This is a genomic window from Amycolatopsis sp. lyj-108, from assembly GCF_046549005.1.
Classification (GTDB): Bacteria; Actinomycetota; Actinomycetes; order Mycobacteriales; family Pseudonocardiaceae; genus Amycolatopsis.
The window spans coordinates 38,318-63,477 of sequence record NZ_JAJPWQ010000014.1 but is presented as its reverse complement, the minus strand read 5'-3'; the positions used below and the strand labels follow the sequence as shown (position 1 = coordinate 63,477).

22 protein-coding genes and 1 pseudogene are annotated in these 25,160 nt (G+C 68.4%); 13 read left to right on the top strand and 10 right to left on the bottom strand.

Annotation, left to right across the window (positions count from 1 at the left end):
- Window positions 1-88: 88 nt before the first annotated feature.
- Both ACLJO0_RS37430 and uvrA read left to right on the top strand, forming a co-directional pair.
- Window positions 89-1,312 (top strand): acyltransferase family protein, encoded by a 1,224-nt coding sequence (locus ACLJO0_RS37430; protein WP_410584091.1) that lies wholly within the window; start codon window positions 89-91, stop codon window positions 1,310-1,312.
- Window positions 1,313-1,389: 77 nt separating this feature from the next.
- A complete protein-coding gene (uvrA, locus tag ACLJO0_RS37425; RefSeq protein WP_410584089.1) occupies window positions 1,390-4,245 on the top strand; it encodes an excinuclease ABC subunit UvrA in 2,856 nt (951 codons plus the stop codon).
- A 76-nt stretch (window positions 4,246-4,321) separates the two neighbouring features.
- On the opposite strand, the gene ACLJO0_RS37420 is transcribed toward uvrA, so the two are convergent.
- Window positions 4,322-4,957 carry a fibronectin type III domain-containing protein gene (locus tag ACLJO0_RS37420; RefSeq protein ID WP_410584087.1) on the bottom strand — a complete coding sequence of 212 codons (636 nt, stop codon included), beginning with the start codon at window positions 4,955-4,957 and terminating at the stop codon, window positions 4,322-4,324.
- Between the two features lie 261 nt (window positions 4,958-5,218).
- Here ACLJO0_RS37420 and ACLJO0_RS37415 point away from each other — a divergent pair, with 261 nt between their 5' ends.
- The 4 genes from ACLJO0_RS37415 to ACLJO0_RS37400 are packed head-to-tail and all read left to right on the top strand — an operon-like array spanning window position 5,219 to window position 7,661.
- The gene (locus tag ACLJO0_RS37415; RefSeq protein WP_199746609.1) at window positions 5,219-5,770 is read left to right on the top strand and encodes a sigma-70 family RNA polymerase sigma factor; all 552 of its coding nucleotides are present in this window, start codon (window positions 5,219-5,221) and stop codon (window positions 5,768-5,770) included.
- Window positions 5,767-6,477 (top strand): anti-sigma factor family protein, encoded by a 711-nt coding sequence (locus tag ACLJO0_RS37410; RefSeq protein WP_410584085.1) that lies wholly within the window; start codon window positions 5,767-5,769, stop codon window positions 6,475-6,477. The genes ACLJO0_RS37415 and ACLJO0_RS37410 overlap by 4 nt, the downstream gene beginning before the upstream one ends.
- The gene (locus tag ACLJO0_RS37405) at window positions 6,474-6,947 is read left to right on the top strand and encodes an SRPBCC family protein (RefSeq protein WP_410584083.1); all 474 of its coding nucleotides are present in this window, start codon (window positions 6,474-6,476) and stop codon (window positions 6,945-6,947) included. Before ACLJO0_RS37410 ends, ACLJO0_RS37405 begins: the two co-directional genes overlap by 4 nt.
- Before the next feature lie 9 nt (window positions 6,948-6,956).
- Window positions 6,957-7,661, top strand: a complete 705-nt coding sequence (locus tag ACLJO0_RS37400) for a carbon-nitrogen hydrolase family protein (protein WP_410584081.1) — start codon at window positions 6,957-6,959, stop codon at window positions 7,659-7,661.
- Here the strand turns inward: ACLJO0_RS37400 and ACLJO0_RS37395 are convergent.
- Window positions 7,640-9,049 (bottom strand): MFS transporter, encoded by a 1,410-nt coding sequence (locus ACLJO0_RS37395; RefSeq protein WP_410584079.1) that lies wholly within the window; start codon window positions 9,047-9,049, stop codon window positions 7,640-7,642. The two genes, ACLJO0_RS37400 and ACLJO0_RS37395, sit on opposite strands and share 22 nt — an antisense overlap.
- A gap of 104 nt (window positions 9,050-9,153) precedes the next feature.
- On the opposite strand from ACLJO0_RS37395, the gene ACLJO0_RS37390 reads away from it, so the two are divergent.
- Window positions 9,154-9,555, top strand: coding sequence for a winged helix-turn-helix transcriptional regulator (locus ACLJO0_RS37390; RefSeq protein ID WP_410584077.1), 402 nt, complete (start codon window positions 9,154-9,156; stop codon window positions 9,553-9,555).
- On the opposite strand, the gene ACLJO0_RS37385 is transcribed toward ACLJO0_RS37390, so the two are convergent.
- Both ACLJO0_RS37385 and ACLJO0_RS37380 read right to left on the bottom strand, forming a co-directional pair.
- The gene (locus ACLJO0_RS37385; protein ID WP_410584075.1) at window positions 9,545-10,126 is read right to left on the bottom strand and encodes a DUF6000 family protein; all 582 of its coding nucleotides are present in this window, start codon (window positions 10,124-10,126) and stop codon (window positions 9,545-9,547) included. The genes ACLJO0_RS37390 and ACLJO0_RS37385 overlap by 11 nt on opposite strands.
- A 79-nt stretch (window positions 10,127-10,205) precedes the next feature.
- Complete coding sequence (locus tag ACLJO0_RS37380) at window positions 10,206-11,528, bottom strand: cation:dicarboxylate symporter family transporter (protein WP_410584507.1); 1,323 nt, start codon at window positions 11,526-11,528, stop codon at window positions 10,206-10,208.
- 205 nt (window positions 11,529-11,733) lie between these two features.
- Between ACLJO0_RS37380 and ACLJO0_RS37375 the strand changes: the two genes are divergently transcribed.
- The 3 genes from ACLJO0_RS37375 (at window position 11,734) to ACLJO0_RS37365 (ending at window position 14,738) form a co-directional block, all read left to right on the top strand.
- The gene (locus ACLJO0_RS37375) at window positions 11,734-13,350 is read left to right on the top strand and encodes an ATP-binding protein (RefSeq protein WP_410584073.1); all 1,617 of its coding nucleotides are present in this window, start codon (window positions 11,734-11,736) and stop codon (window positions 13,348-13,350) included.
- Window positions 13,347-14,015, top strand: a complete 669-nt coding sequence (locus tag ACLJO0_RS37370; RefSeq protein ID WP_125795380.1) for a response regulator — start codon at window positions 13,347-13,349, stop codon at window positions 14,013-14,015. Before ACLJO0_RS37375 ends, ACLJO0_RS37370 begins: the two co-directional genes overlap by 4 nt.
- 174 nt (window positions 14,016-14,189) lie before the next feature.
- On the top strand, window positions 14,190-14,738 hold the full coding sequence (locus tag ACLJO0_RS37365; protein ID WP_410584071.1) for a snapalysin family zinc-dependent metalloprotease: 549 nt from the start codon (window positions 14,190-14,192) through the stop codon (window positions 14,736-14,738).
- 203 nt (window positions 14,739-14,941) lie between these two features.
- On the opposite strand, the gene ACLJO0_RS37360 is transcribed toward ACLJO0_RS37365, so the two are convergent.
- Window positions 14,942-16,192 carry a choice-of-anchor Q domain-containing protein gene (locus tag ACLJO0_RS37360; RefSeq protein ID WP_410584069.1) on the bottom strand — a complete coding sequence of 417 codons (1,251 nt, stop codon included), beginning with the start codon at window positions 16,190-16,192 and terminating at the stop codon, window positions 14,942-14,944.
- 67 nt (window positions 16,193-16,259) lie between these two features.
- Between ACLJO0_RS37360 and ACLJO0_RS37355 the strand changes: the two genes are divergently transcribed.
- Window positions 16,260-17,354, top strand: coding sequence for a DUF5005 domain-containing protein (locus ACLJO0_RS37355; RefSeq protein ID WP_410584067.1), 1,095 nt, complete (start codon window positions 16,260-16,262; stop codon window positions 17,352-17,354).
- Between the two features lie 63 nt (window positions 17,355-17,417).
- Here ACLJO0_RS37355 and mptB read toward each other — a convergent pair.
- Window positions 17,418-18,719, bottom strand: a pseudogene (gene mptB / locus ACLJO0_RS37350) (polyprenol phosphomannose-dependent alpha 1,6 mannosyltransferase MptB); the annotation flags it as partial.
- A 100-nt stretch (window positions 18,720-18,819) separates the two neighbouring features.
- On the opposite strand from mptB, the gene ACLJO0_RS37345 reads away from it, so the two are divergent.
- Window positions 18,820-19,479, top strand: a complete 660-nt coding sequence (locus ACLJO0_RS37345; RefSeq protein ID WP_410584065.1) for a response regulator transcription factor — start codon at window positions 18,820-18,822, stop codon at window positions 19,477-19,479.
- Between the two features lie 17 nt (window positions 19,480-19,496).
- Entirely contained in the window at window positions 19,497-20,525 is a 1,029-nt protein-coding gene (locus ACLJO0_RS37340; RefSeq protein ID WP_410584063.1) for a sensor histidine kinase, read from the top strand.
- A 96-nt stretch (window positions 20,526-20,621) separates the two neighbouring features.
- Here ACLJO0_RS37340 and ACLJO0_RS37335 read toward each other — a convergent pair whose 3' ends face one another.
- The 4 genes from ACLJO0_RS37335 to ACLJO0_RS37320 are packed head-to-tail and all read right to left on the bottom strand — an operon-like array spanning window position 20,622 to window position 25,151.
- Window positions 20,622-22,034, bottom strand: coding sequence for a beta-N-acetylhexosaminidase (locus ACLJO0_RS37335; protein WP_410584061.1), 1,413 nt, complete (start codon window positions 22,032-22,034; stop codon window positions 20,622-20,624).
- Window position 22,035: 1 nt separating this feature from the next.
- Window positions 22,036-22,917, bottom strand: a complete 882-nt coding sequence (locus tag ACLJO0_RS37330; protein WP_125795388.1) for a carbohydrate ABC transporter permease — start codon at window positions 22,915-22,917, stop codon at window positions 22,036-22,038.
- Window positions 22,908-23,867, bottom strand: a complete 960-nt coding sequence (locus tag ACLJO0_RS37325; RefSeq protein WP_410584058.1) for a carbohydrate ABC transporter permease — start codon at window positions 23,865-23,867, stop codon at window positions 22,908-22,910. The genes ACLJO0_RS37330 and ACLJO0_RS37325 overlap by 10 nt, the downstream gene beginning before the upstream one ends.
- Window positions 23,868-25,151 (bottom strand): extracellular solute-binding protein, encoded by a 1,284-nt coding sequence (locus ACLJO0_RS37320; RefSeq protein ID WP_410584056.1) that lies wholly within the window; start codon window positions 25,149-25,151, stop codon window positions 23,868-23,870.
- Window positions 25,152-25,160 lie beyond the last annotated feature (9 nt).

Here is a 25,160-nt window from a genome sequence, read left to right as displayed (position 1 = left end):
CGCCTGCAATCGGTTCCACCCGCACAGGTGACGCACAGGGGCAGGACGTAGGCTCGCGTCGCCCCGCCAGCCGAACCACAGGACGCTCGTGCCCGACGCCTCGCCACGCGCCCCGCGCAAGATCAGCTGGGACGTCCTTCGCGTTGTGGCCGTCTTCGCGGTCATGCTCGGGCACGTCACCCATCAGGGGGCACTTCTGCACCCGGAACTGGTGGGGTACCCCTTTCGGGTAACCGCTCAGTTCGGCGCGGCCATCCTTTTGGTGATTTCCGCGTTCTTCGTCTGCGCGAGCCTCCGCAAGGGGCGGCCGGGGCGGTGGCTGTGGAACCGGGTCGCACGGCTGGTGCCCGCGTACTTGGTGGCGGTGCTCGTCACTTACGTCATCGCCCGGTACGCGACGATCCGGTTCAGCGGTCTGCCGTTCCCGCCTGGCCTCACCGGATTCCTGTTCGGCGTTCCGCACGGTCCGCCGTCCGATCCGTCGCCCTGGTACGTCCCCACCGGCGCCGATCTGCTCGCCAACCTGGGCATGGTCCAGGAATGGGGCTGGCGGTACGAACTCTTCTACTACCTCGACGGCGCCTATTGGACGCTGCCGGTCCAGCTCGTCGCGTTCACCGCCGCGGCCCTGCTGTGGCCGCGCCGGTGGCGCACCTATCGGCTCACCGTCGGGCTGCTGTGGGCGCTGATCCTGGTCCCGCTGGTCATCCGGTTCGCCGTATTCGACCCGGTTTCCACGCCGAAGCTCGTCGAGACCTTCTACTACGGGCTCGGCCTGCATCGTGTGCATGTCTTCGCGATCGGGATCGCGATCTGGCTGTGGGCGAAACGACGGCTGGCGCACTGGCATCTCGTGCTGTTCGTGCTCGCCGCCTGCGCGGCGCAGGATCTGCAGGTCTTCCCGTTCCATCAGGCCCTGCCGAACGATCCCGAGCGCTGGCCGTCGGCGGTCGGGTTCGCGATCATGCTGCTGCTGGTGTGCCTGGCCGCGCGCGGGCCGGACTGGCGGTTCCCCGGTCTGTCCCGGATCGCCCCGGCTGTCACCTGGCTCGCGGGCATCTCGTATGGTCTTTATCTGGTGCACCAGGAACTCGGTTACATCCTGGCCCGTGCCCTGCTGAACGTCGGTGTCCCCGGCTGGCTGCGTCTCCCCATCGTGCTGGCCGCCGCCGTATTCGGGGGCTGGGCGATCACCGCGGGCGTGGAACGACCGGTTCACCGGTGGCTCACCGCTCGCCGGGATCGACGCGATAAGCCTGGAAAACCGCAGGTCAAAGACTCGGAACCAGTTTCTGTCGGTGGTGCCTCGTAGCATGGAGGCGGCCGCCCGTGCAGCTATCGACCGGGTCGGCGACCGCAGCTGAGAATGAAACCTGAAGGGACCCTGGCGTGGCTGATCGCCTCGTTGTTCGCGGCGCCCGCGAGCACAACCTCCGCGGTGTGGATCTCGACCTGCCCCGCGACAGCCTGATCGTGTTCACCGGTCTGTCCGGGTCCGGAAAGTCGAGCCTCGCCTTCGACACCATCTTCGCCGAAGGGCAGCGCCGGTACGTCGAGTCGCTGTCGGCGTACGCGCGCCAGTTCCTCGGCCAGATGGACAAGCCGGACGTCGACTTCATCGAGGGCCTGTCGCCCGCGGTGTCGATCGACCAGAAGTCCACCTCGCGCAACCCGCGTTCGACCGTCGGCACGATCACCGAGGTCTACGACTACCTGCGTCTGCTCTACGCCCGCGCCGGCAAGGCGCACTGCCCGCAGTGCGGCGAGGCGATCAGCAAGCAGACCCCGCAGCAGATCGTCGACCAGGTGCTCGCGATGGAAGAGGGCACTCGCTTCCAGGTGCTCGCGCCGGTCGTGCGCGGGCGCAAGGGGGAGTACCTCGACCTCTTCGAGAACCTGCAGCAGCAGGGCTACGCACGCGTCGTTGTCGACGGGACGATCCACCCGCTCACCGACCCGCCGAAGCTGAAGAAGCAGGAAAAGCACCAGATCGCCGTCATCATCGACAGGCTCTCGGTGAAGACCGGTTCGCGGCAGCGGCTCACCGACTCGGTCGAGACGGCGCTCCGGCTGGCCGACGGCCTGATCGAGCTCGACTTCGTCGACCTGCCGGAGAACGACCCGCATCGCGTGCGCGGGTTCTCCGAGAACCTGGCCTGCCCCAACGGCCACCCGCTGGCGATCGAGGACCTGGAGCCGCGGTCGTTCTCCTTCAACGCGCCCTACGGCGCCTGCCCCGAGTGCAGCGGTATCGGCGTCCGCAAGGAGGTCGACCCGGAGCTCGTGGTCCCGGACGACGAGATGTCCCTCGGTGAGGGCGCCATCGCGCCGTGGGCGGGCGGCCAGAGCGCGGACTACTTCATCCGCCTGCTCGAATCGCTTTCGGAGACCATCGGCTTCCGGATGGACACCCCGTGGCGCAAGTTGCCGGCGAAGGTGCAGAAGGCCGTTCTGCACGGCGTCGATGAGCAGGTCCACGTCCGCTACAAGAACCGCTACGGCCGCCAGCGTTCGTACTACGCGGCCTTCGAGGGTGTCATCCCGTTCCTCGAGCGGCGCCAGGAGCAGACAGAGTCCGAGTACATGCGTGAGCGGTACGAGGGTTACATGCGCGAGGTGCCGTGCCCGGCCTGTCAGGGCACGCGGCTCAAGCCGGAGATCCTCGCCGTCACCCTGGAGCACAAGACGCAGGGCGACCGGTCGATCGCCGAGGTCTGCGCCCTCTCGATCGCGGAGGCGTCGCAGTTCCTCGACGAGCTGGAGCTCGGCAAACGCGAGACGGTGATCGCCGGCGCGGTGCTGAAGGAGATTCAGGCGCGGCTGCGTTTCCTCCTCGACGTCGGGCTCAACTACCTCTCACTCGACCGCGCTTCCGGGACGCTGTCCGGCGGCGAGGCACAGCGCATCCGGCTCGCCACGCAGATCGGTTCCGGTCTGGTCGGCGTGCTGTACGTGCTGGACGAGCCGTCGATCGGGCTGCACCAGCGGGACAACCACCGGTTGATCGAGACGCTGGTCCGGCTGCGTGACCTCGGCAACACGCTGATCGTCGTCGAGCACGACGAGGACACCATCCGCTCCAGCGACTGGGTGGTCGACATCGGCCCCGGTGCCGGCGAGCACGGCGGTCACATCGTCCACAGTGGACCGTACAAGAAGCTCCTGCGGAACAAGGACTCGATCACCGGCGCGTACCTTTCGGGCCGCAGCAAGATCGAGATCCCGGCGATCCGGCGCCCGATCGACAAGAAGCGTCAGCTGACCGTCGTCGGCGCGCGCGAGCACAACCTGCGCGGGCTCGACGTGTCGTTCCCGCTCGGCTGCCTCGTGTCGGTCACCGGTGTCTCGGGTTCCGGGAAGTCCACGCTGGTCAACGACATCCTCGCGACCGTGCTGGCGAACAAGCTCAACGGCGCGCGTCAGGTCCCTGGCCGTCACACCCGGGTGAACGGGCTGGCGGGCGTCGACAAGCTGGTCCGCGTCGACCAGTCGCCGATCGGCCGCACCCCGCGGTCCAACCCGGCGACGTACACCGGCGTCTGGGACCACGTGCGCAAGCTGTTCGCCGCGACCACCGAGGCGAAGGTGCGCGGCTACCAGCAGGGCCGGTTCTCCTTCAACGTCAAGGGCGGCCGATGCGAGGCCTGCGCCGGTGACGGCACGATCAAGATCGAGATGAACTTCCTGCCGGACGTCTACGTCCCGTGTGAGGTCTGCAAGGGCGACCGGTACAACCGCGAAACCCTCGAGGTGCACTACAAGGGCAGGACCGTCGCGGACGTGCTGAACATGCCGATCGAGGAGGCGGCCGAGTTCTTCGAGCCGATCAAGGCGATCCACCGGCACCTCGCGACGCTCGTCGACGTCGGCCTCGGCTACGTCCGGCTCGGGCAGCCCGCGCCGACGCTGTCGGGCGGTGAGGCGCAGCGCGTCAAGCTCGCCAGCGAGCTGCAGAAGCGGTCCACCGGCAAGACGGTGTACATCCTCGACGAGCCGACCACCGGTCTGCACTTCGAGGACATCAGCAAGCTGATCGGCGTGATCAACGGCCTGGTGGACAAGGGCAACACGGTGATCGTCATCGAGCACAACCTCGACGTCATCAAGACCTCGGACTGGATCATCGACATGGGCCCCGAGGGTGGTTCCGGCGGTGGCACCGTGATCGCGGAGGGCACGCCGGAGTATGTCGCTTCGGTCGAGGAGAGCTACACCGGGCAGTTCTTGAAGACCGTTCTCGCCTGAGTCACCAATGCTATGAAAGGTCCTTTCCTTGCAAAATTTGCAAGGAAAGGACCTTTCATAGCATCCGGAGGGAGAACTACCCCTTCCCCGTGGTCCGGTCCAGCACCGGCGAGGCCGGCCCGTAGTAGAACGCGCGCAGCCGGTACGAAGCGCCCTCCTCGCCCGGCATCGAAGCGAGCCCGGCCGACGTCGTCCCCGGATCCGAGACCTCGACCGGTACGAACTCGGCCGCGCCGGGTTTCTTGATCTCCACGAGGAAACCGTCCTCGTCGGTGGAGTGGTCCGTCCAGCCGAACCGCACCATCTCCTCCGGCGCGGGTTCGGCACGGAACGAGGCCGGCGCGGCCGATCGGTCACCCGCCCGCAGTGACCCGGCGGGCCCGGACGCGGCCGGAGTAGCGGGGCCGGAGACGGTGACGGCGTCCGACACGGCGCCGTAGAACGGCCGGATCCGGTAGTAGAACCGCGTTTCCGGCATCAGGTCCGGATGCCGGTAGGTCGTCTGCCGCGGCGGCACGAACCGCAGGATCGTGTACTCGCCGTGCGGATCGGTGGTGTACTCGACGATCCGCCCCGCGACGTTCGGATCGTCGTCGGGCCAGCTCAGGTCGACGTTCACCGGATCGGTCAGCGTCGCGCTGAAACCGGGTTCCTCCCCGCATCCCGACACGAAAGCGACGGCCAGCAGAACGGCCGCGAGTTTCCTTGGCACGCCTCGAACCCTCCCGGGAATCAGGCGGCGGCGGAATCCGGAGGCGTCAGCATACGAGCGCGTCCGGTGATCGACAAGGCCCCGGGTGAACCGTTCCGCGATGCCGTCCGTGTGGGAGGCAAGAGGAGGCGGCCATGGAGAACCGAGGAGAGGCCGGTGCCGATGCACAGTTCGATCGCGGCGCGCGCCGAACGATCCACTCTGCCCATGCGGGTTGCAGTACTGTCCTCGCCGACCCAGAAGACCGTCGGGAGGACGCGAGTGGCGATCGGAGGCTGGCGGCCCAAAAAGGCCAAAGGCGAGGACTTGGTCCGGCACTTGTACGCCGAACACGGGCGAAGCCTGCTGGCGTACGCGACGAGGCTGACCGGGGACCGCGCGGCCGCGGAGGACGTCGTGCAGGAGACACTGGTCCGGGCCTGGAAACACGCCGAAGACCTGCAGAACGACGCGAAGGGATCGGTGCGGGGCTGGCTGCTCACGGTCGCCCGGAACATCATCACCGACCGCGCGCGGGCCAGGGCGGCACGGCCGCCGGAAGTGGCGGAGCCGGAGGAAGGCGTGCCCACCCCGGCGGTGGAGCGGGACCACGCGCAGAGCGTCGTGGACTCCATGGCCGTGCTCGGGGCGATGGACGGCCTCTCCACGGAACATCGTGAGGTACTGGTGGAGATCTACTACCGGGGCCGCACGGTGGCCGAAGCGGCGAGATCCCTGGGCGTGGCCCCGGGTACCGTTAAGTCGAGATCTTATTACGCGTTACGGGCGCTCAGAGCCGTGATGTCGGGACCAGGGAAGGAGGTGGCGCGATGAGTGCGGTCGGACATGACCAGGGCCAGCTCGCCGCCTACGTCCTCGGTGGGCTGACCCCGGCGGAAGCGGCCACTTTCGAGACACATCTGGCGAACTGTGCCACGTGCCGTCGTGAGGTTCGCGAGCTGTCGGAGCTGCGGTATGACCTCGACGAAGTGCCGCCGGAGGCGTTTCTCGAAGGTCCTCCCGACGGCGGTGATCTGCTGCTGCAGCGCACGTTGCGTCAGGTCCGCGACGAAGAAGGCGCGCAGGAGCGGAAGCCTCGCCGGTTCCTCGCCGTGGCCGGTGCGGCCGTACTGGTCGTCGTGGCGCTGGGCGCCGGGGTGCTGGTCGGCAGGCAGAGCACACCGGAGCCGTCGACGGTGGCCCTGCCGGTGCCCGCGGTGACCGCCCCGGTGCCGGGCACCCGCGATCTCGCGGCCACCAACCGGATCACCGGAGTACAGCTGGCGGTCCGGGTGGTCCCGGCCGCGGGCTGGGTACGGCTCCACGCCAAGGCGACAGGGGTCCGCGAAGGCGAGAAATGTGCGCTCGTCGTGGTGACCAGGAGCGGCGAGCGGGTCAACGCCGGCAGCTGGCTCGTTTCGGAGAAGGGACAGCGCGAGGGCACCGGGGTCGACGGTTCGGCACTGGTCGCCCCCGACGACGTGGCCTCGGTCGAGGTCGTGACCATGGACGGCCGGAACCTGGTGTCGGCGGAGGTATGACGGGTTCGCTCACGGGTCGCGGAGGCGGTTGGTACCGCTTCCGCGACACGTGGCTGCTCCCCGCCTCACCCCAGGCGGTGTTCGACGCCGTCGTCGACCTGGCCGCTTATCCGCTGTGGTGGCGTGACGTCCGTTCGGTCAGCCAGGTCGACGAGGACACCGCCGAGCTCGTTTGCCGGTCCAGGCTGCCGTACGCGTTGACCGTGCGGATGCACCGAGATCGGCAGGACGAACGGGAGGGCCGGGTCCGGGTCCTGCTCAGCGGTGATCTGGAAGGGACGCTGGCCGGCGCTCTCGTCGCGGTGGAAAGCGGCACCAGGCTGGACATCACCCAGGAGGTCGAGGCACGGAAACCGTTGCTGCGCAAGCTCGACCGTGTCGCGAGGCCGGTTTTCCGGATCAACCACGCGCTCATGATGCGACGAGGGCAAAACGGATTACGGGGGTATCTGGGGACGTCCACAGGTTAGGCTCGCGCCATGCGTGTCGCGATCGTGCAGCCGTTCACCGTCCCCGCGGATCTTTCCGCGAACATCGCCGAGCACGCGAGGCTCCTCCGGATCGCGGAAGCCGATCTCTGTGTCTTCCCCGAACTTTCCCTGACCGGCTTGGAGTTCGAGGCGCTCGCCGCCGACCCCGGCCTGTGGCTGTCCCAGGACGACCCCCGCCTCGATCCGCTTCGGGAGGCGTGCCGGGCAAGTAGTGTCCACGCCGTCATCGGTCTCCCGCTCGTGGAGGACGGGAGGCGGTACATCGGTTCGCTCGTCCTCGGACCGAACGGGGAAACCGTTGCCACCTATGCGAAACGCAATCTGCACAACAGCGAGGAAGAGCTGTTCGAACCGGGCGATCGCCGGGTGATCATCGAGGTCGGCGGCAGGCGCCTCGGCCTCGCGATCTGTCTCGACGCCGCGAATCCGGACCACCCCAGGGAACTCGCCGAGGCCGGAGCCGAGGTGTACGTCCTCAGCGCACTCTTCGGTGAGGGCCAGGAACAGCGGCTGCTCGACCAGGTCGGCGTCGCGGCCGGGTATGGGATGTGGGTCGTGCTTTCCCAGTATTCAGGCAAGACCGGCGGGATGGCCGCGTTCGGCGGCAGCGGGATCTGGAAACCCGGAGGCGCCGCCGAGGTGCGGCTCGGCGGCGAGGTCTCCGAATGGGCTTACGCGACGATCAGTTCCTGAGCCTTTCGAGCACGCAAAGCCACGGCCGCGACGAAGACGGCGAGAGCGAGCAGCCCGGCGCTCAACGCGTACGCGGTCCTGTAGCCGCTTGTGAGCGCTTCGGCCATCATGGTGCCTTCGGCCAGTAGCGATCCGGTGCGGGACGCGGCGGCGGTCGCGAGCACCGCCGTCCCGATCGCCGCGCCGATCTGCTGCGTGGTGTTGATCAGCCCCGAAGCGACCCCGGTGTCGGCGGGGGTGACACCGGACATCGCCTGTCCCATCAGCGCCGGCATCGCCGCGCCGAACCCGACGCCCATCAGGACGAGCGCGGGCAGGACGTCCGTCGCGTAGTTCCCGTCCGCCTCGACGGTGGCGAGGAAGCCGAGCGCCAGCGCGACCAGCGAAAGCCCGGTGACGAGCACCGTTCGCGCCCCGAAGCGGTGATTCAGCCGCTCGGCGAAGACCAGCGACATCACCGCGATCGCGAGCGGGGCGGGCAGGAAGGCGAACCCGGTGCTCAGCGCGTCGAGCCGGAGCACGCGCTGCAGGTAGAGCGCGGTGATGAACTGGAAGCCGAACAGCCCGGCGACCATCAGGACCATCACCGTGTTCGCCCCGGACACCGCCCGGATTCGGAAGATCCGCAGCGGCAGCAACGGTTGACGCGCCTTCGCTTGCCGGAGCACGAATCCGGCGAGCAGCAGCAGCGACGCCGCGAGCAGCCCGAGCGTGCGGGCATCGGCCCAGGTGTACTCCTCGGCCTTGACGATCGTGTAGACCAGCAGCATCAGTCCGCCGGTGACCAGTCCGGCGCCGGTGACGTCGGTGCCGCCGCGCAGGCCGGATCCTCGGTCGTCCGCGAGCAGCCGGACGGCCAGCACGAGCGCGACCGCGCCGATCGGCAGGTTGACGAAGAACGTCCAGTGCCAGTCGAGCAGCTGGGTGAGCGTGCCGCCCGCGATGAGCCCGATCGACGAGCCCGCGGCCTGGGTGAAGCTGTAGACGCCGATGGCCTTCGCCCGCGCCCGCGGTTCCGGGTAGAGGGTGGTGATCATGCCGAGCACCACGGCCGACGCGAGCGCACCGCCCGCGCCCTGCAGGAAGCGGAACACGATGAGCTGCGTTTGGTCCTGTGCGATTCCGCAGAGCAGCGAAGCGAGGGTGAACACGCCGAGTCCGGCCAGGAAGACCCGTTTTCGGCCGAGCAGGTCGCCCAGTCTGCCGGACAACAGGAGCAGCCCGGCGAACGCGATCAGGTAGGCGTTGACCACCCAGGCCAGGGTGGACGGTGTGAAGCCGAGGTCGTTCTGGATCGCGGGTAGCGCGACGGCGACGATCGAGCCGTCGAGGACGACCATCAGCGAGACGGCGCAAAGGACGGCGAGGGCGAGAGCGCGCTGTGGCATGAAGAATCCAATTCGGAAGAGTTCCCCAGGTGATGCCTTGGTGCATCACTTGTAACAGCGCCCATCTTGTGTGACTCTGTTCCCTGCCGGAAGGAGGCACTTTCATGTCCCAGGGGAACACCGATGTGACCGCGCAGGCCAGGGTCGTCGACCCGGAAAAACTCGAGGTGTGCACCGTGCTCGAGGTGATCAACCGGATCAGCGGCAAATGGGCGATCGGCATCCTGCTGGAGGCCACGCGCGGTCCGGTGCGGTTCACCGAACTGGAGCGGTCGGTGGAGGGGATCAGCAGGCGGATGCTCACGCTGACGTTGCGGAACCTCGAACGCGACGGGCTGCTCGTGCGCACCGTGTATCCGACGGTGCCGCCGAAGGTGGAGTACGAGGCCACGGCGATGGCGAAGGAGCTGTACGCGTCGCTGAGCGGCTTGCTGAGCTGGGCCGAGCGCCACCGCGACTCGGTCGCCGCGTCCCGCGTCGTCTACGACGAGAAGGTCAGCGCCTGACGCCTGCCGTGTGCACGGCGTGCTGGACGTGGGAACAGAGCAGGTCGAAGTACATCTTGTGGAACGGCAGGTCCGTGCTGTTCTTCGCGGACCAGCTTTCCCACAGGCCGCCAGGCCGCAGATAGCGTGACGTGTACGCGGTCGTGAGGTCGGCGTCGACGTGGTGCAGGGCCGCGAGTGCCCACTCCTGGTCGTAACGCAGGTCCGGCCTGGCGAGGTAATGGTCCAGATAGGACACGAGGATCTCGGCGTCGGCGATGGTGCCGAATCGCGCCAGCGCGAAGCAGTAGCCCTGCCCGGCGAACACCAAACCGCTTTCCAGGAACAGTTCCCGGATGCGCCCGCGCCACGCGGTGCGGCGGTCGACGCCGATGAGCCACGCCGCGGTGATCCGCGGCCGCCAGTCCGCCTCGAACAGCTCTTCGAGTTCGTCGTCGGTGATCCGCGCGGCGTCCTCGACGAGGTCGCGCAGGAACAGCTCGCGTTCGGGTCCGCTCATCATCCCGGCGAAGTTGCCGTGCAGCAGCTTCGAGTACCGCGTGAGCACGTAGCGGTCGATGGCGTCCGGCATGCGTTCAGTTTGCCGGAACGAAGAAACCGCGGTGCGAGGACGGGGGACCCTCGCACCGCGGTTTCGTTCTTGCCGTGCGCTACACGCGCGCCACGGCTTTCTCCCTGTCCCCGTCACTGTCCTCGTGGGGATCCGGGACGTGATCGTCGATCAGGGTGGCTTCGTCGAACGGGGCCTGCCCGCTGAAGACCTGGTTGGCCCGCTCGCGGTCGAACTCCTTGGTCCACGTTCCGACCAGGACGGTCGCCACGGCGTTGCCCGCGAAGTTGGTCAGCGCGCGAGCCTCGGACATGAACCGGTCGATGCCGAGGATGAAGCCGACGCCGTCGACCAGTTCCGGCCGGTGCGACTGGAGCCCGCCGGCGAGGGTGGCGATGCCGGCGCCACTGACACCCGCGGCGCCCTTCGACGCGATGATCATGAACAGCAGCAAGGAGATCTGCTCGCCGAGCGACAGCGGCTGGTCCTGCGCGGTCGCGATGAACAGCGTCGCCATGGTCAGGTAGATGGCCGTGCCGTCGAGGTTGAACGAGTAGCCGGTGGGCACGGTGATGCCGACGACCGGCTTGGAGACCCCGAGGTGCTCCATCTTCGCGATCAGGCGCGGCAGGGCCGACTCGGACGACGAGGTCGACAGGATCAGCAGGAATTCACGGCCGAGATAGCGGAGCAGGGTGAAGATGTTGATCCGCGCGCCGAGCCACAGCACCGAACCGAGCACGCCGAACACGAACACCAGGCAGGTCAGGTAGAAGCCGATCATGATGACGGCGAGGCTGCGCAGCGCACCCCAGCCGGTCTCTCCGACCACGGCGGCGATCGCGCCGAACGCGCCGACCGGGGCGGCCCACATGATCATCGCCAGGATCCGGAACACCAGGCGCTGGATGTGCTCGATGCCGCGGCGGATCGGCTCGCCCTTCGTGCCCAGTTTCTGCACGGCGAACCCGGCGAGCAGGGCGACCAGCAGCGTCTGCAGCACCTGGCCTTCGGTGAACGCGGAGCCGAAGCTGGTCGGGATGATGCCGAGCAGGAAGTCGACGGAGCCTTCGCCGCCCTCGGCCTGCGTGTGCGCTTTCGCGGCGGCGGCCGGGTCGAGATGCAGGCCCTCGCCAGGGTGCAGGAGGTTGCCGACGACGAGACCGATCGCGAGCGCGAACGTCGACATCATCAGGAAGTAGCCGAGCGACAGCAACCCGACCTTGCCGACCTTCGCGGCCTTCGCCACCGATCCGATGCCGAGCACGATGGTGCAGAAGATGATGGGGGAGATCATCATCTTGATCAGATTGACGAAACCGGTGCCGAGAGGCTTGAGTTCCTTGGCCAGACCCGGCGCGGCGAACCCGACGATGACGCCGAGGACGACCGCCGCGATCACGGCCAGGTACAGGTAGTGCATCTTGTCTCGGCGACGCGGCGCCGCTTCGGGCGTTGTAGGCACCTTTGCCTCCAGCTCAGGGGGTGTCCGTGGGATTGCCGGTCACTATCACCCGGGCAGGTGAGCTGGGTCACGGTTGTGTTCATTGAGTTCGCGCGGATGGTTTCCGGGGAATTCCGGCCGGGCGCGCTGGGCGGCGCCGGTGGCGGTGTGCTGGTATGAGCGGGTGCCCTCGACGACGCGGAACCGGACCGGACGCGGCAGTCTCGCCCGCCAGCTGCTGATTCTCCAGCTCGTCGTGCTCTTCGTCCTCGTCGCGGCGGGGCTGACCTTCGCCTATCTCGATTCCGTCCGTGCCACCGAACACCGGGCGGAAGACAAGGTGATCGCGGTCGCCGAAGCGGTCGCGGACGCGCCAGGGGTACTGGCCGCATTGTCCACATCGGATCCCACTTCGACGTTGCAGCCGTTCGCGCAGAGTGTCCGCGCGGATACGGACGTGGATTTCGTGACCATCATGGACAAGAACGGAATCCGCTACACGCACCCGAATCCGGAGCTGATCGGCAAGCCGTTCATCGGGAACATCGGCGAGGCGCAACGCGGCGCGCGGGTCCTGGAGACCTACGCCGGTTCGCTCGGCCCGTCCGAACGCGTCGTGGTGCCGGTGCACGGTGCCGCCGGACAGGTCGTCGCGCTGGTGTCGGTCGGCATCACCGTCGAAGCGATCGACGCCGAACTGCGGGAACGGCTGTGGCCGCTGATCGGGGTCGCGGTGGCGGTGCTGGTGGTCGGCGGGATCGGCAGTTACCTGGTCAGCGCCCGGCTCCGGCGGCAGACCAGGGGGATCGCGCCCGAGGAACTGAGCAACCTGTTCGAGTACCACGAAGCCGTCCTGCATTCCGTGCGCGAGGGCCTGCTGCTCGTCGGCGGCGACGGGCGAGTGGTGCTGTGCAACGACGGCGCCCGCGCGCTGCTGGGGGTCGACGACGACCCTGTCGGCCGGGAACTGTCCTCATTGGACGTTCCTGAGGACCTCGTCGAAGCGTTCACCTCGGGGGAGGAGCGCACCGACGAACTCCACCTCACCGAGGCCAGGGTGCTCGTCGTCAGCACGGCGCCGGTGCGCGCGCGGGGGAAGGCGATGGGCACCGTCGTGATCCTGCGCGATCACACGGAACTCCAGGCGCTGACCGGGGAACTGACGACGGTGCGCGGGCTGGCCGAGGCGCTGCGGTCGCAGGCGCACGAGGCGGCGAACCGGCTCCACACCGTCGTTTCGCTGGTCGAGATCGGCCGCCCCGAACAGGCCGTCGAGTTCGCCACCGAGGAGCTCGCGCTGGCGCAGGAACTCACCGACCGCGTGGTCGGCGCGGTCGCCGAACCGGTGCTCGCGGCGTTGCTGCTCGGCAAGGCGGCGGAGGCGAGCGAGCGTGGTGTCGAGTTCACGATCACGCCCGACACGGTCATGGAGGACTCGGACACCGGCGTCCCGCCGCGAGACTTGGTGACCATCCTCGGGAACCTGATCGACAACGGGATCGACGCCGCGGCGGGGAACGCCGGCGACGGCGGGCGGCCCGGGGTCGAGGTCACCGTGCGCTCCGACCCCGGCGAACTGCTGCTGCGGGTCGCCGACACCGGCCCGGGTGTGGACGACGTCGAGGACGTCTTCCGGCGCGGCTGGTCGACCAAACCGGAGGACGGGCACGGACTCGGCTTGGCACTGGTGGGTCAGGCGGTGCGGCGGCACAGTGGGACGATCGACGTCGGCCGCGAAGAGGGCGCGGTGTTCACTGTGCGCTTGCCATTGAAAGCACCGCCGAAGGAGCCGACACGATGATCAAGGTGCTGGTCGTCGAGGACGAACCGGTGGCCGCGGACGCGCATCGGGTGTACGTCGAGCGGATGCCCGGTTTCACCGTGTCCGGTGTCGTCCATTCCGGCGGCGACGCGTTGCGGTTCTGCGAACGCGAACCGGTCGACCTGGTACTGCTGGACTTCTACCTGCCGGATACGCACGGGCTCGCGGTCTGCCGGTCGCTGCGCGCGGCCGGTCTCCCGATCGACGTCATCGCGGTGACCTCGGCGCGGGACTTGGCGCTGGTCAAGGCCGCCGTGTCGGTCGGCGTGGTGCAGTACCTGCTGAAGCCGTTCACTTTCGCCTCGCTGCGGGAAAAACTGGAGCGCTACGCCGAGTTCCACGGCGCTTCGGGCGAGGTCACCGGCCAGGCCGAGATCGACCGCGCGCTCGGCACCCTGCGCACCACCGAGCGGCAGGCGTTGCCGAAGGGGATGAGCTCGCAGACCCTGGAGGCGATCACCGAGGTCCTCGCCTCGGCCGCGGACGGTCTTTCCGCCGGGGCGGCCGCGACCGCGATCGGCGCCTCCCGTGTCACCGCGCGCCGCTACCTCGAGTACCTCGCCGACAACGGCCTCGCCCAGCGCGAGCCCCGCTACGGCCAGGTCGGCCGCCCCGAAGTCTGGTACAAACCGAAAACTGTATAACGATCTATACGCCGACTCATGGTCGAATATGGTCGTATGCGAACACGTGCATGTCAATAGAGCGAAAGTGTTGGTAAATCACCAGCTGGCGGACGCTACGAAAGTTGGTGCCGAGTCTCGGCCAGGGCTCCTAAATTCACGAACCATTCCGTTGTCCTCACAAGGAGTGGGTCCATGGCAAGGAAGTTCTTCGTCTCCGCGTCCGTGAGCTTGGCGCTGCTGGCCGTCCCGGTCACCGCGGGCCAGGCCACGGCGGCGGTCCAGCCTGCTCAGCAGACCGTTGCGGCTACCACGGTCTACTACGACGCTTCGGGAGCGCCCAGCTTCCGCGCCGCCATCCAGGCGGGCGTGGCGAACTGGAACAACTCGGTGTCCAACGTGAAGCTGCAGGAGAGCTCGTCGGGCGCCACCCTGCGCTACACCGAAGGCAACGACCCCTCGGGTTCGTACGCCGAGACCGACGGCCACGGCCGCGGCACCATCTTCATCGACTACACGCAGGCGCGGGAGTACAACCAGACGCGGATCGCCGCGCACGAGACCGGCCACGCGCTCGGCCTGCCGGACAACTACCAGGGCCCGTGCTCCGAACTGATGTCCGGCGGCGGCCCCGGCCCGTCCTGCACCAACGCGACGCCGAACGCCCAGGAGATCTCGCGGGTGAACTCGCTGTGGGCCAACGGGCTCGTCGCGGCGGGCGCCATGCAGCGCATCTACAACTGACGCCTCGGCGCCATCTTTCGTGAGTGGTAAGGACGGTCCAACCGTCCTTACCACTCACGAGCAGTGGACAGGGAGGCGTGAGTGAGCGAGAGGGTCCGGCTGTCCTGAAGGTCACCTTTGAGACGTTGAGCGTCCTGAAGGTGACCTTCAGGACAGCCACGACCGGCGTGACCTGTAGGTACCTGAACAGCCGTCGTTACCACTCACGAGAACTCGTAGGCGCCCGCGTCCACCGCCGCACCCGCGTACACGGGGTTGCCGTCGACGTCTCGGTCGTCGTATTTCGTGGTGCCGAGGTCGATCGCCGGGCTTCCCGGCTGGAGGATCAGGTTCGTGGCCGAGGTGAACTTCGGATCCGCGACCTTGTCCGTCGCGCCGGGGGTGAACTGCCGGAGCCCGCCGAAGTACACGTTGTGGTCGGTCGCGGTGAAGGTCGCGTCCGCGTAGCCGACCTTGTACGCGGCCTGGACGACGTTCTGCGTCATCGTCAGCATCTGATTCGTGCAGCCGCCGTAGCAGACGAAGCCTTCCGCCTCGGCGTTCGGGAGCCGGAGCGAGTTGTTGCGGAACACCGTGCCGAGCACCGGCCCGTTGCCGTCCTCGGCGCCGCGCGTGATGATCCCGCCGCGCGTCTTGGCGCCGAAGACCGCGTTGTACTCGAAGACGTTGCCGGTCGAGACGCCGTCGGGGTCCTTCGCGTCCGTGCCGAGTTCGGTGAAGGTCTCGTTGTCCTCGGAGATGTTGTGGTGGATGACGTTGCGGGAGCCGTAGAAGATCTCGACCGCCGCGCCGTCGAGGCCGCCGAAGTCGTCGGCTTTCGCGATGGAGCCGCTGATCCGGTTCCAGCCGATGTCGGAGTCGTTGCCCTGGACCAGGATGGCGAAGGCGCCGGAGTCGTCGTTGCCGCCAGGGGTCACGACGGTCATGTGATTGTTGTCGACCAGGTCGTTCTGCGTGACCTCGGTGCCCTCCGCCGACGGCGCGATGTACACGCCCGCGCCGGCGCCGGTGATCAGGTTCGACAGCACCTTGTCGCGGTCGCCGGACACCTTCACCCCGGCCCACGAACAGCGTCCCGCGTCGGCCGCGACGCCGACCTGGAGGTCCTTCACCACGATGTCGTTGCCGGCGAGGTCGACACACGCTTCGGTGTCGCCCTTGACGATCGGCCGCGCGCCGGTGCCGTACGCGCCGATCGTGAGGCCCGAGCTTTTGACGGTGAGGCCGCCGGACCAGGCACTGCCGCGACGCAACAGGACGGTGTCGCCCGCGGCGAACGTGGCGGCGGAGACTTTCGCCAAGGACTTCCACGGGGTCTGCTGCGAAGTGCCGCTCGCGGTGTCGCTGCCGGAGACCTGATCGACGTAGTAGGTCTTCGGGGCGGCTTCGGCCGTCGCGAATCCGGTGCACACGAGAGCGGCGAGCACGCTCACGGAAAGCAGTTTCCAGGACATGCCGCGGACCGTAACCATCCGCCGCACAAGGCTCGTACAAAGACCACGGTGGCTTTAGCATGATCCGATGCGCCGGGCGTCGCGGATTCTCGTAGCGGCGGCTTTGCTGTTCAGCGCCGTGGTGGCGAGCAGCGGGATCATGCCGGCGCCGCGGCCCGTGGTTCCCCGCGTGGGACTGAACGAGCTCTGGAACGGCTACGGCGATCAGGGTGGGCACTGGACCGGCGGGGATCGCACGGTGTCGGTGCCGCTGCCGGACGGACGCACCGCGTGGCTGTTCTCGGACACGTTCCTCGGCACGGTGAACCCGGATCACAGCCGCCCGCCGGACAGCCCGATCGCCCGCAACACCCTGGTCGTCCAGCGGCCGGACGGCACACTGGGGGAGACGTTGCACGGCGGCACCGCCGACGACCCGAAGGCATTGATCGGGCTCGCGGGCTCGGCCGAGCACTACTGGGTCGGCGACGGAGTCGTCCAAGGCGACGTCCTGCGGGTGCTCTACAACCGGTACCGGACGACGGGGTCCGGCGGCCTCGACTTCCGGAGCACCGGGACGTCGCTGGCCACCTTCCGGCTGCCCGAGCTGACACCGTCCGAGCTGCTGGTGATCCCGGTGAGCGACAAGGTCGCGTGGGGATCGGAGCTGCTCGAAGACAGCGGGTACACCTACATCTACGGTGCCGAACAAGGGCATCTCCGGCTCGCCAGAGTGCCCGCTGGGGGCCTTCGCGGACCTTGGTGGTTCTGGACCGGCTCAGGCTGGTCGTCGCACGAAGAGGACTCTGCCCGGATGCTCGCCGGGGTCGGGACGGCGTTCTCCGTGACCCGCGTCGGTGGCGAGTACGTGCTGATCACCATGGACACCAGCCCCGGCTTCAGCCCCGTCATGCTCGCCTACACCGCGAGTTCGCCGACCGGCCCGTTCCGGGATCCGCGGGTCGTCCACCGTGCGCCCGAAGCGAGTGACCGGCGCATCGTCTACGACGCCACCGCCCATCCGCAGCTGAGCCGTCCGGGGAAGCTCGTGGTCTCGTACAACGTGAACAGCCTGGACCACGCCGACAACATCGCCGACGTGCGGATCTACCGGCCGCGGTTCGTCGAGGTGACTTGGCCGCCGGTTCCGGCCCGACGCCCCTGGTCCGCGCGCGGTCAGTAGGCCGACACCGGCCGAGACGACCAGCAGCGCCCCGAATCCCCATGGCGGCAGCAGGGTTTTCCCGTCAGGGTGGGTGCCCACCACGAGCCAGGTCGAAACGGCGGCGGCGACCGCGACGTGCGGGATCGGCCACGCTACCGCCGCCCCGAGGACCAGTGGCCAGATGAAGTACCACGGCAACGCCACCGGTGCCAGTACCACCGTCGCCAGGAGGGCCGCCGCGGCACCGCGGACCGCGGCGGCACCCCCCGCGCGCGAACGCCACCACAGCCACGTCACCAGGCAGGCGAGGGCGACCCAGCCCGCCATCCGGCACGCCGCGACGGCACCCGCGGAGCCGGGCAGGACCACCCCGGCGATCTTCCCGAGCGCGGTCGGGATCGACAGCCACGGTTCCAGCACCGAGTTTCCGCTCAGCGTCCGGATCCAGCCGAGATCGACACCCGCGACGACGGTGCACAGCCCGAATGTGGCGACCACAATGGACACCGAGGACGCGAACACGAGGAAATGGCCACGGGCCGAAACGCTCGATCGTCGTGCCGCCCACACCCACACCAGGAACGGCAACGCCACGGCCGCGGGAGCTTTGACCGCGGCGGCGAGCGCGACCAACGCGAACCCGGCACCGGGCGCGGTGGTGAGCACGAGCGCCGTGCCCGCCGCGAGCAGTCCGACCATCAGCAGGTCGTTGTGCCCACCGGACACCACGCACAGCACCATCAGCGGATTGGCCACTGTCATCCACAGCGCGCGTTCCGGCCGGGCGCCGAGGTGGCGGCACAGGACGGGCAAAGCGAAGCAGAGCAACCCCAGCCCGGTCATCATCGCCAGCCGGGTCAGAAGAACACCGAGGAGCACGTTCTCACCGGTCACGGCGAGCACGCTCTTCATGATCAAGATCTGCAGTGGCCCGTACGGCGAGGAGATGTACAGCCACCCGCCGGCGGCGTTGTCGGTGATCGGCGAGGGAAGTTCGGCGGGAACGTGCGTGTACGGATCGAGACCGGCGTGTGCCACCGCACCCTGTGCGAGATAGGTGTACAGGTCGGTGCTGAACAACGGCGGCGCGAAGAGCAGTGGAACGCACCACAGCCAGGCCGCCCGCACGACGTCGCGCGCACTCGCCCTGCCCGTACGCGCCGAGTGTCCTAATCGGACCCAAGCCGTCGACAGCAGGGTGAGGCCGAGGTACAGCACCGCGGTGGCGAGTACCCGGCCGGACCCGGACCGCAGGACGTCGAACAGCGTGCCGAGCAGCGTGGGATCGTGCCGCGGTGTCGCACCCGCCCCGAAAGCGCCGAGCGAGATCAGCAGGGATCCGCCCAGCCCGACCGCGACCGTGCTCTTTCCAGCGAAGATCATGCGACAGGTCTAGTCAGCCGATGATCTCGGGCCGTTAAGATCGGCTTTTATCCGGTCTTTATCCGACCGGCGTTCTACTGAGGCTCGTGGGGAGCCGTTGATGCGTGTACTCGTGGCCGAGGACGAGCGGATGCTGGCCGACTCCATCTCCGAAGGCCTGCGGCACCTGGGCATGGCGGTGGATGTCTGCTACGACGGCGACGCCGCGCTCGAACGTGTCGCCGTTCACCGGTACGACGTCGTGCTGCTCGACCGGGATCTGCCGCTGGTGCACGGCGACGAGGTCTGCCGGAAGATCGCCGAAGGCGACGGCGAGACCCGGGTGCTGATGCTCACGGCAGCCGCGGGCGTCCGCAATCGCGTCGACGGGCTCGGCCTCGGCGCGGACGACTACCTCACCAAGCCGTTCGCCTTCGCCGAACTCGTCGCCAGGGTGCACGCGCTGGCCAGGCGTGCCCGTCCGGCATTGCCACCGGTGCTCGACCGCGCCGGTGTCGAACTGGATCCGGCGAAACGGTTCGCTTCCCGGGATGGGCGGCCATTGTTGTTGTCTCCCAAGGAGTTCGCTGTCCTGGAGGTGTTGCTGCGAGCCGAGGGCCGGGTCGTCAGCCCGGAAGAGTTGCTGGAGAAGGCATGGGACGAGCACGCCGATCCGTTCACGAACACGGTGCGGGTCACGGTGATGACATTGCGGAAGAAGCTCGGCGCACCGCAGGTGATCCACACCGTGGCGGGAGCGGGCTACCGGCTGGATACCTGAGGCGGGCACGGGCGTCGGTGCGCGGCCGCGTCGAACTGGTCTTCCTCGGTGCCCTGTTCGTCCTCCTGGTACTGGCCTACCCGCTCTCCTACGCGGTGGGCATGGTGCTCGGGACGTTCGTGGACTTCGACTTCTGCCCGCGGGGAACCGGCTGCGCCGACACGGCGGGCGGGCTCTGGTGGCTCCTGCCGGTCGTCGCGGCGGCCACGCTCGTGATCGTGATGCGGCGCCCGGTGGCGTCGTGGGTGGTGCGGCCGTTGCCCGATCTCACGGCCACCATCGAGCAGCTGGGGCCGCGAAACCTCGGGCAGCGCATGCGGCTGGACCAGACCGACGGCGAGGTGCGGGCGCTGGCCGCGGCGGTGAACGGAATGCTCGACCGGGTGGCTCTCGGTTTCGAGGGCCAGCGCCGGTTCGCCGCGAACGCGTCGCACGAGCTGCGTACCCCGCTCGCGGTGCAGCGGACGCTCGCCGAGGTCGCGATGGTCACCGGTGGTGGTGACGACGTCCAGCGGCTGGCGGCGCAGCTGCTGGTGGTCAACGAACGCAACGAGCAGCTGATCGAGGGACTGCTCGTGCTGGCCGAGGCGGATCGGGGACTGCCCGGCACGGTGCCGGTGCGGCTGGACGAGCTCGTGGACACCGTCCTCGCCCGGTACGCCGAGCGGTTGACCGAGCACGGGCTGACCCTGCGCACCGAATCGGCCGTACGGACCGTGCCCGGCGACCCCATCCTGCTGGAACGGCTCATCGCCAACCTGGTGCACAACGCGATCAAGTACAACCAGCCCGGCGGGTGGATCGAGGTGATCGTCGGCGGCGAATCCGCGCTGAGCGTGCGCAACTCCGGTGAGCAGGTACCTGCCGAATCGGTCGACTCGCTGTTCCAGCCGTTCCGCCGCCTCACCGCCGACCGCACGAACCACCGCGACGGCGCCGGCCTCGGACTGTCCATAGTGCACTCGATCGCCACCGCGCATCACGGCCGGGTGACCGCCGTCCCCCGCGAGGGTGGCGGCCTGCGGGTGGACTTGATCCTGCCCTGACCGAGTCGGCCGGGTTCCCCATGTCGCATCGGAGACGCTCAGCGTCCCCCATGCGACATGGGGAACCTCGGACCGCGGCGGTGCCGAGCCGACGACTCACCTCTGCCGCGGCCGCCCCGGAACTCCAGGCCGCGTCTGCCAGGGAAGCGGCCCGTCCAGCGGCCGGTACTCGACGCCCAGCGCGTCCAGCCTGGGCAGGTGATGGTCCCGCAAACGCGGCAGGAACTCCGCGTAGTCCCGGCCCTCCGGGCTGCTCCACGCCACCTCGGCGAAAGCGCACAGCCGCGGGAAGGCGACGTAGTCCACCCGCCGCACGGTGTCGAGATGCTCCGCCCACACCTGCGCCTGTGCGCCGAGAATCGTCTTCCCCTCGGGGAAGTCCGCGGGCACCGGCTCGTAGCCGTAGAAGCTCTCCAGCGTGCTCAGGTAGCCGACGGGGATCGGTTCGTCGGGATGGTCGGACTGCCGGTGGTCCAGGTACACGTGGTCCTCGGGGCACATGACGACGTCGTGCCCCGCGGCCGCCGCGCGAGCCCCGGCCGCCTCGCTCTGCCACGAGCCGATGACCATCGGCGGCAGGTCCCCCGCTTCGAGGACCTCGTCCCAGCCGAGCGGACGACGTCCTCGTTCGACCAGGTGCCGCGCGATCTCGCGGACGAACCAGCCGTGCTCGTCGGTCGCGCCGGGCACCTCGTCGCCGCCGAGCGCGATGACCTCGGACGGGAAGATGTCCAGCACGTGGTCGAAGATGCCCTTGAAGAAGTCCACTGTGGACTTCTTCGTGTTCAGAAGGGACGTGCTGATGCCCCAGCTCGTCCAGACCTCCCACGGTTCGGCGGTCTCCGGCCCGAGTTCGGGATAGGCGGCGATCGCGGCCCGTGCGTGCCCGGGGATGTCGACCTCCGGGACCACCGTCACCGAACGCGCGGCGGCGTACGCGACGATCTCGCGGAGGTCGTCGGTCGTGTAGAACCCGCCGTGCGGCCGCCCGTCCCGTTCCGGCCCGTCGTGCCGTCCGACCATGGACGACTTCCGCCAGCCACCGACCTCGGTCAGTTTGGGGAACTCGGGGACCTCGATCCGCCAGCCCTGGTCGTCGGTCAGATGCAGGTTGAGCACGTTGAGCTTGTGCGCCGCGATCAGGTCGACGAACCGCAGCACCTCGGCCTTGGTCCGGAAATGCCTCGCCACGTCGAGCAGGCAGCCGCGCCACGCGAACCGAGGGTGGTCGGTCACCACCCCGCACGGGATCGTCGGCTGTCCACTGTGGATCGGCACGGCCCGGAACGCGTCCGGTCCGATGAGCTGCCGGAGTGTCTGACGGCCGTAGAACTCGCCCGCCGCGTCGGCGGCGTGCAGGGTCACGCCCGACGGGTCGATCTCCAGCCGGTAGCCCTCGGCAGGCAGCGTGGCGTCGGTACGTACGTCCACTTCGGACGGTAGTGGGCATTCTCCCGGCAAGGGTTCCACCGAGACGGGACGGGGGAGCAAGGTTTCGAAGCCAGGCATGTCAGCCCTTCACCGCGCCGCCCATGACGGACACGAGTCGTCGTTGCACGAGAATGAAGAACACCAGCACCGGGATGGTCATCAAGGTCGAACCCGCCATCACCGCGCCCCAGTCGGTGTCCTCCGGTTTGAAGAACACCAGGATCGCGAGCGGGAGCGTCTGGTTTTCGGTGTTGGAGATGATGAACGTCTTGGCGAACAGGAAGTCGTTCCAGGCGTGGATGAACGCCAGCACACTGATCGCCACCAGCCCGGGCGCCACCAGCGGGAAGAGGATCTGCCAGGTGAACCGCATGCGGCTCGCCCCGTCGATCTTCGAAGCCTCTTCCAGTTCCTGCGGCACCGCGGCGACGAAGCCGCGCAGCATCCAGATGGCGAACGGCAGGCTGAACGCCAGGTGCACCAGGATCAGCGAGCCGAGGTGGTTGGTGCCGAACGCCGGCGCGACGTCGCCGACCGACCGCATCAGGAAGAACAGCGGAATGGTCAGCGCCTCGACCGGCACCATCTGCGCCACCAGCACCATCACCAGCAGGACGGTCTTGCCCTTGAAGTTGAACCGCGTCAGCGCGACGGCCGAGAGGAACGAAAGCAGCAGCGACAACGCCACCACCACGACGGCCACGATCACGCTGTTCAGGAAGAACAACGCGAACCCTTCACCGCTCAGCACCCGTTCGAAATGCTCCAGGGTCGGCGTGAGCGTCCAGGGGCGGGGGTTCTCCGCCTGGATCTGCCCGGTGGGTTTGAACGCCGAAAGCACCATCCAGTACACCGGGAAGGCGACCATCCCCGCGATCACCACGCAGATGATCTCGGCGATCAGCCTGCCGGGCCTTTGAACTCGACGAGCTTTCGGGCGGGGCGCTGTCGTCACACCCATCCCGCGCTCCGGCGTTGCGACCGGACGTACAGCCCGGTGATGGACAGCAGCAGCAAGGTCATCACGACTCCGAGCGCCGCGCCGAGACCGTATTCCTGTCCGGCGAAGGCTTGTTGATAGGCGAAGACGTTGAGCACGAGGTTGCGCCCGGCCACGCCGCCGCCGTTGGTCATCACGTAGATCTGCGTGAAGATCTTGAAGTCCCAGATGATCGACTGGATCGTGGCGATGGTCAGCAGCGGCCGCACCATCGGCAGCGTGATCGACCACGTGGTGCGCCAGGTCGACGCGCCGTCGAGGTACGCGGCCTCGATGACCTCCTCCGGCACTCCCTTGAGCCCCGCGTACATCGTCACCATGACGAACGGGAACGAACACCAGATGACCTCGGCGGCCACCAGCCCGAACGTGCTGTAGGTGTCGAAGGTCCAGGAGTGGTTCGCCATCCCGGTGAACCCGAGGCCCGAGAGCACCTCGTTGACCAGGCCGAAGTCGGCGTCGAACAGGAACAGCCAGACGTACGAGCCCGCCATCGCGGGCGTCGCCCACGCGGCCAGCGCCGCAAGGAACAGCGGGACCCGTGCCCAGGCGCGGACCCGGGTCGCCAGCACGGCGAGCCCAGTCCCGAGCGCGAGGCTGCCGACGACGCAGACCGCGGTGAAGCCGAGGGTCTTGGCCAGCACCTCCCAGAACTGGACGTTCTCCAGCAGGTCGACGTAGTTTCCGAAGCCGAGGAACACCAGCGGCGCGTTGCCGACCGCCTGCGGCTGGCCGTAGTCGTAGAACGAGATCAGGACGAGCTGGTAGATCGGGTACACCAGCATCGCCAGCAGCAGGATGCCGCCGGGCGCCAGATAGAGCAGGGCCGCCCGCCCGTCCCGGCGACGGCGGGGAGACCGCCGTGCCGGGACGGCCGGAGCCGTGGTGCGGGGGATGTCCTTGGTGACCACTTAGCCGAACGCCTTGTTCATCTCGGCGGACGCGGTGGCCAGCGCGGCAGCGGGATCCTTGCCGCCGGTCGCGATCTGCTGGATCGCGGTCGGCAGCACGTTCTGCGCGTCGATCTTCGACCACGCCGCGGTGGCGGGGACGAACTTGGTGCCCGCGGTGAGCGTGTCGACGAACGGCTTGACCGACGGGTCGCTCGCGGCGAGCTTCTGCTGGACGCTGCCGAGCGTGGGCAGGTTGCCCATGGCGACGTACATCTTCTCCTGGTACTTGGCGCCACCGAGCAGCTGGGTGAACTCGACCGCGAGGCTCTTGCGCTTGGTCGCGTTGAACACGCCGAGCAGGTTGCCGCCCGCGAACGCCGGGGCGATCTTGCCCGCCTCGGTGCCCGGGAGCGGGATGATCGCGTACTTGCCCTTCACCTGGCCGGCTTCGACGGCCTTGCGGTTGAAGTCACCACCGATCGACATCCCCGCCTTGCCACCCGCGAACGCCGTGATGCTCTGCGTCCCGGTCAGGTTGGCGCACTGTTCGGGCGGGCAGATGTCCGCCTTCAGCAGGTTCGCGTACGCCGTGACACCGGCCTTGGCCTGCTCGGAGTCCACAGTGGACTTCCACTTGTCGCCGTCCTGCTTGGCGATCTCGCCGCCGTGTGCCCACAGGAAGGGCAGCATCGCGTAGGTGTACTTGCCGCCGACGGAGATGCCGTACAGCTCCGGCTTCTTGGCACGGATCGTCTTCGCGGTCTCGGTCAGCTCCGCCAGCGTCGCCGGCGGCTTGAGGCCGAGTTCGGCGAAGAGGTCCGTGCGGTAGTACAACGCGCGGATGCCGGTGAACCACGGAAGCCCGTAGGTCTTGCCGCCGGACTTCGCCGTCTCCAGCACCGCGGGCAGGATGTCGGCGCCTTCCTTCCACGACGAGAGATCGCCGCTCAGGTCGGCCAGCGCGCCGGTGGCGGCGTAGCTGGACACGTCGGTGTTGCCGAACTCGGCGACGTCCGGCGCGCTCGCCGGATCGTTGAAGGCGCCGGAGAACTTGTCCGCGCGGCCTTCCACCGGAATCCACTGGACGTCGACCTCGACGCCCGAATGCGCCGCCTTGAACTCGGCGATCGCCTCCTTGACCGCCGCTTCCTTGGGCGCGCGGTTGGCTTCGTCGAACAGCCAGACCCGGACGGTGCCGGTCTTCTCGTCACCGCCGCCCGCGGCCGGGGTGTTCTGCGCCGGTGCACAGCCCGCGACGAGGCCGACAGCCGCGAGGCCCGCGATGAGTACGCGAGTTCTCATGGGATTTTC

Excerpts from the sequence above, each read along its gene's own strand:
- ACLJO0_RS37385 (WP_410584075.1), bottom strand. The coding sequence starts at position 10,126 with ATGCCGGACGCCATCGACCGCTACGTGCTCACGCGGTACTCGAAGCTG.
- ACLJO0_RS37365 (WP_410584071.1), top strand. The coding sequence starts at position 14,190 with ATGGCAAGGAAGTTCTTCGTCTCCGCGTCCGTGAGCTTGGCGCTGCTG.
- ACLJO0_RS37355 (WP_410584067.1), top strand. The coding sequence starts at position 16,260 with ATGCGCCGGGCGTCGCGGATTCTCGTAGCGGCGGCTTTGCTGTTCAGC.
- ACLJO0_RS37320 (WP_410584056.1), bottom strand. The coding sequence starts at position 25,151 with ATGAGAACTCGCGTACTCATCGCGGGCCTCGCGGCTGTCGGCCTCGTC.
- ACLJO0_RS37360 (WP_410584069.1), bottom strand. The coding sequence starts at position 16,192 with ATGTCCTGGAAACTGCTTTCCGTGAGCGTGCTCGCCGCTCTCGTGTGC.
- ACLJO0_RS37335 (WP_410584061.1), bottom strand. The coding sequence starts at position 22,034 with ATGCCTGGCTTCGAAACCTTGCTCCCCCGTCCCGTCTCGGTGGAACCC.
- ACLJO0_RS37410 (WP_410584085.1), top strand. The coding sequence starts at position 5,767 with ATGAGTGCGGTCGGACATGACCAGGGCCAGCTCGCCGCCTACGTCCTC.
- ACLJO0_RS37370 (WP_125795380.1), top strand. The coding sequence starts at position 13,347 with ATGATCAAGGTGCTGGTCGTCGAGGACGAACCGGTGGCCGCGGACGCG.
- ACLJO0_RS37390 (WP_410584077.1), top strand. The coding sequence starts at position 9,154 with ATGTCCCAGGGGAACACCGATGTGACCGCGCAGGCCAGGGTCGTCGAC.
- ACLJO0_RS37345 (WP_410584065.1), top strand. The coding sequence starts at position 18,820 with ATGCGTGTACTCGTGGCCGAGGACGAGCGGATGCTGGCCGACTCCATC.
- ACLJO0_RS37380 (WP_410584507.1), bottom strand. The coding sequence starts at position 11,528 with ATGCACTACCTGTACCTGGCCGTGATCGCGGCGGTCGTCCTCGGCGTC.
- ACLJO0_RS37395 (WP_410584079.1), bottom strand. The coding sequence starts at position 9,049 with ATGCCACAGCGCGCTCTCGCCCTCGCCGTCCTTTGCGCCGTCTCGCTG.
- ACLJO0_RS37400 (WP_410584081.1), top strand. The coding sequence starts at position 6,957 with ATGCGTGTCGCGATCGTGCAGCCGTTCACCGTCCCCGCGGATCTTTCC.
- ACLJO0_RS37405 (WP_410584083.1), top strand. The coding sequence starts at position 6,474 with ATGACGGGTTCGCTCACGGGTCGCGGAGGCGGTTGGTACCGCTTCCGC.
- ACLJO0_RS37330 (WP_125795388.1), bottom strand. The coding sequence starts at position 22,917 with ATGGGTGTGACGACAGCGCCCCGCCCGAAAGCTCGTCGAGTTCAAAGG.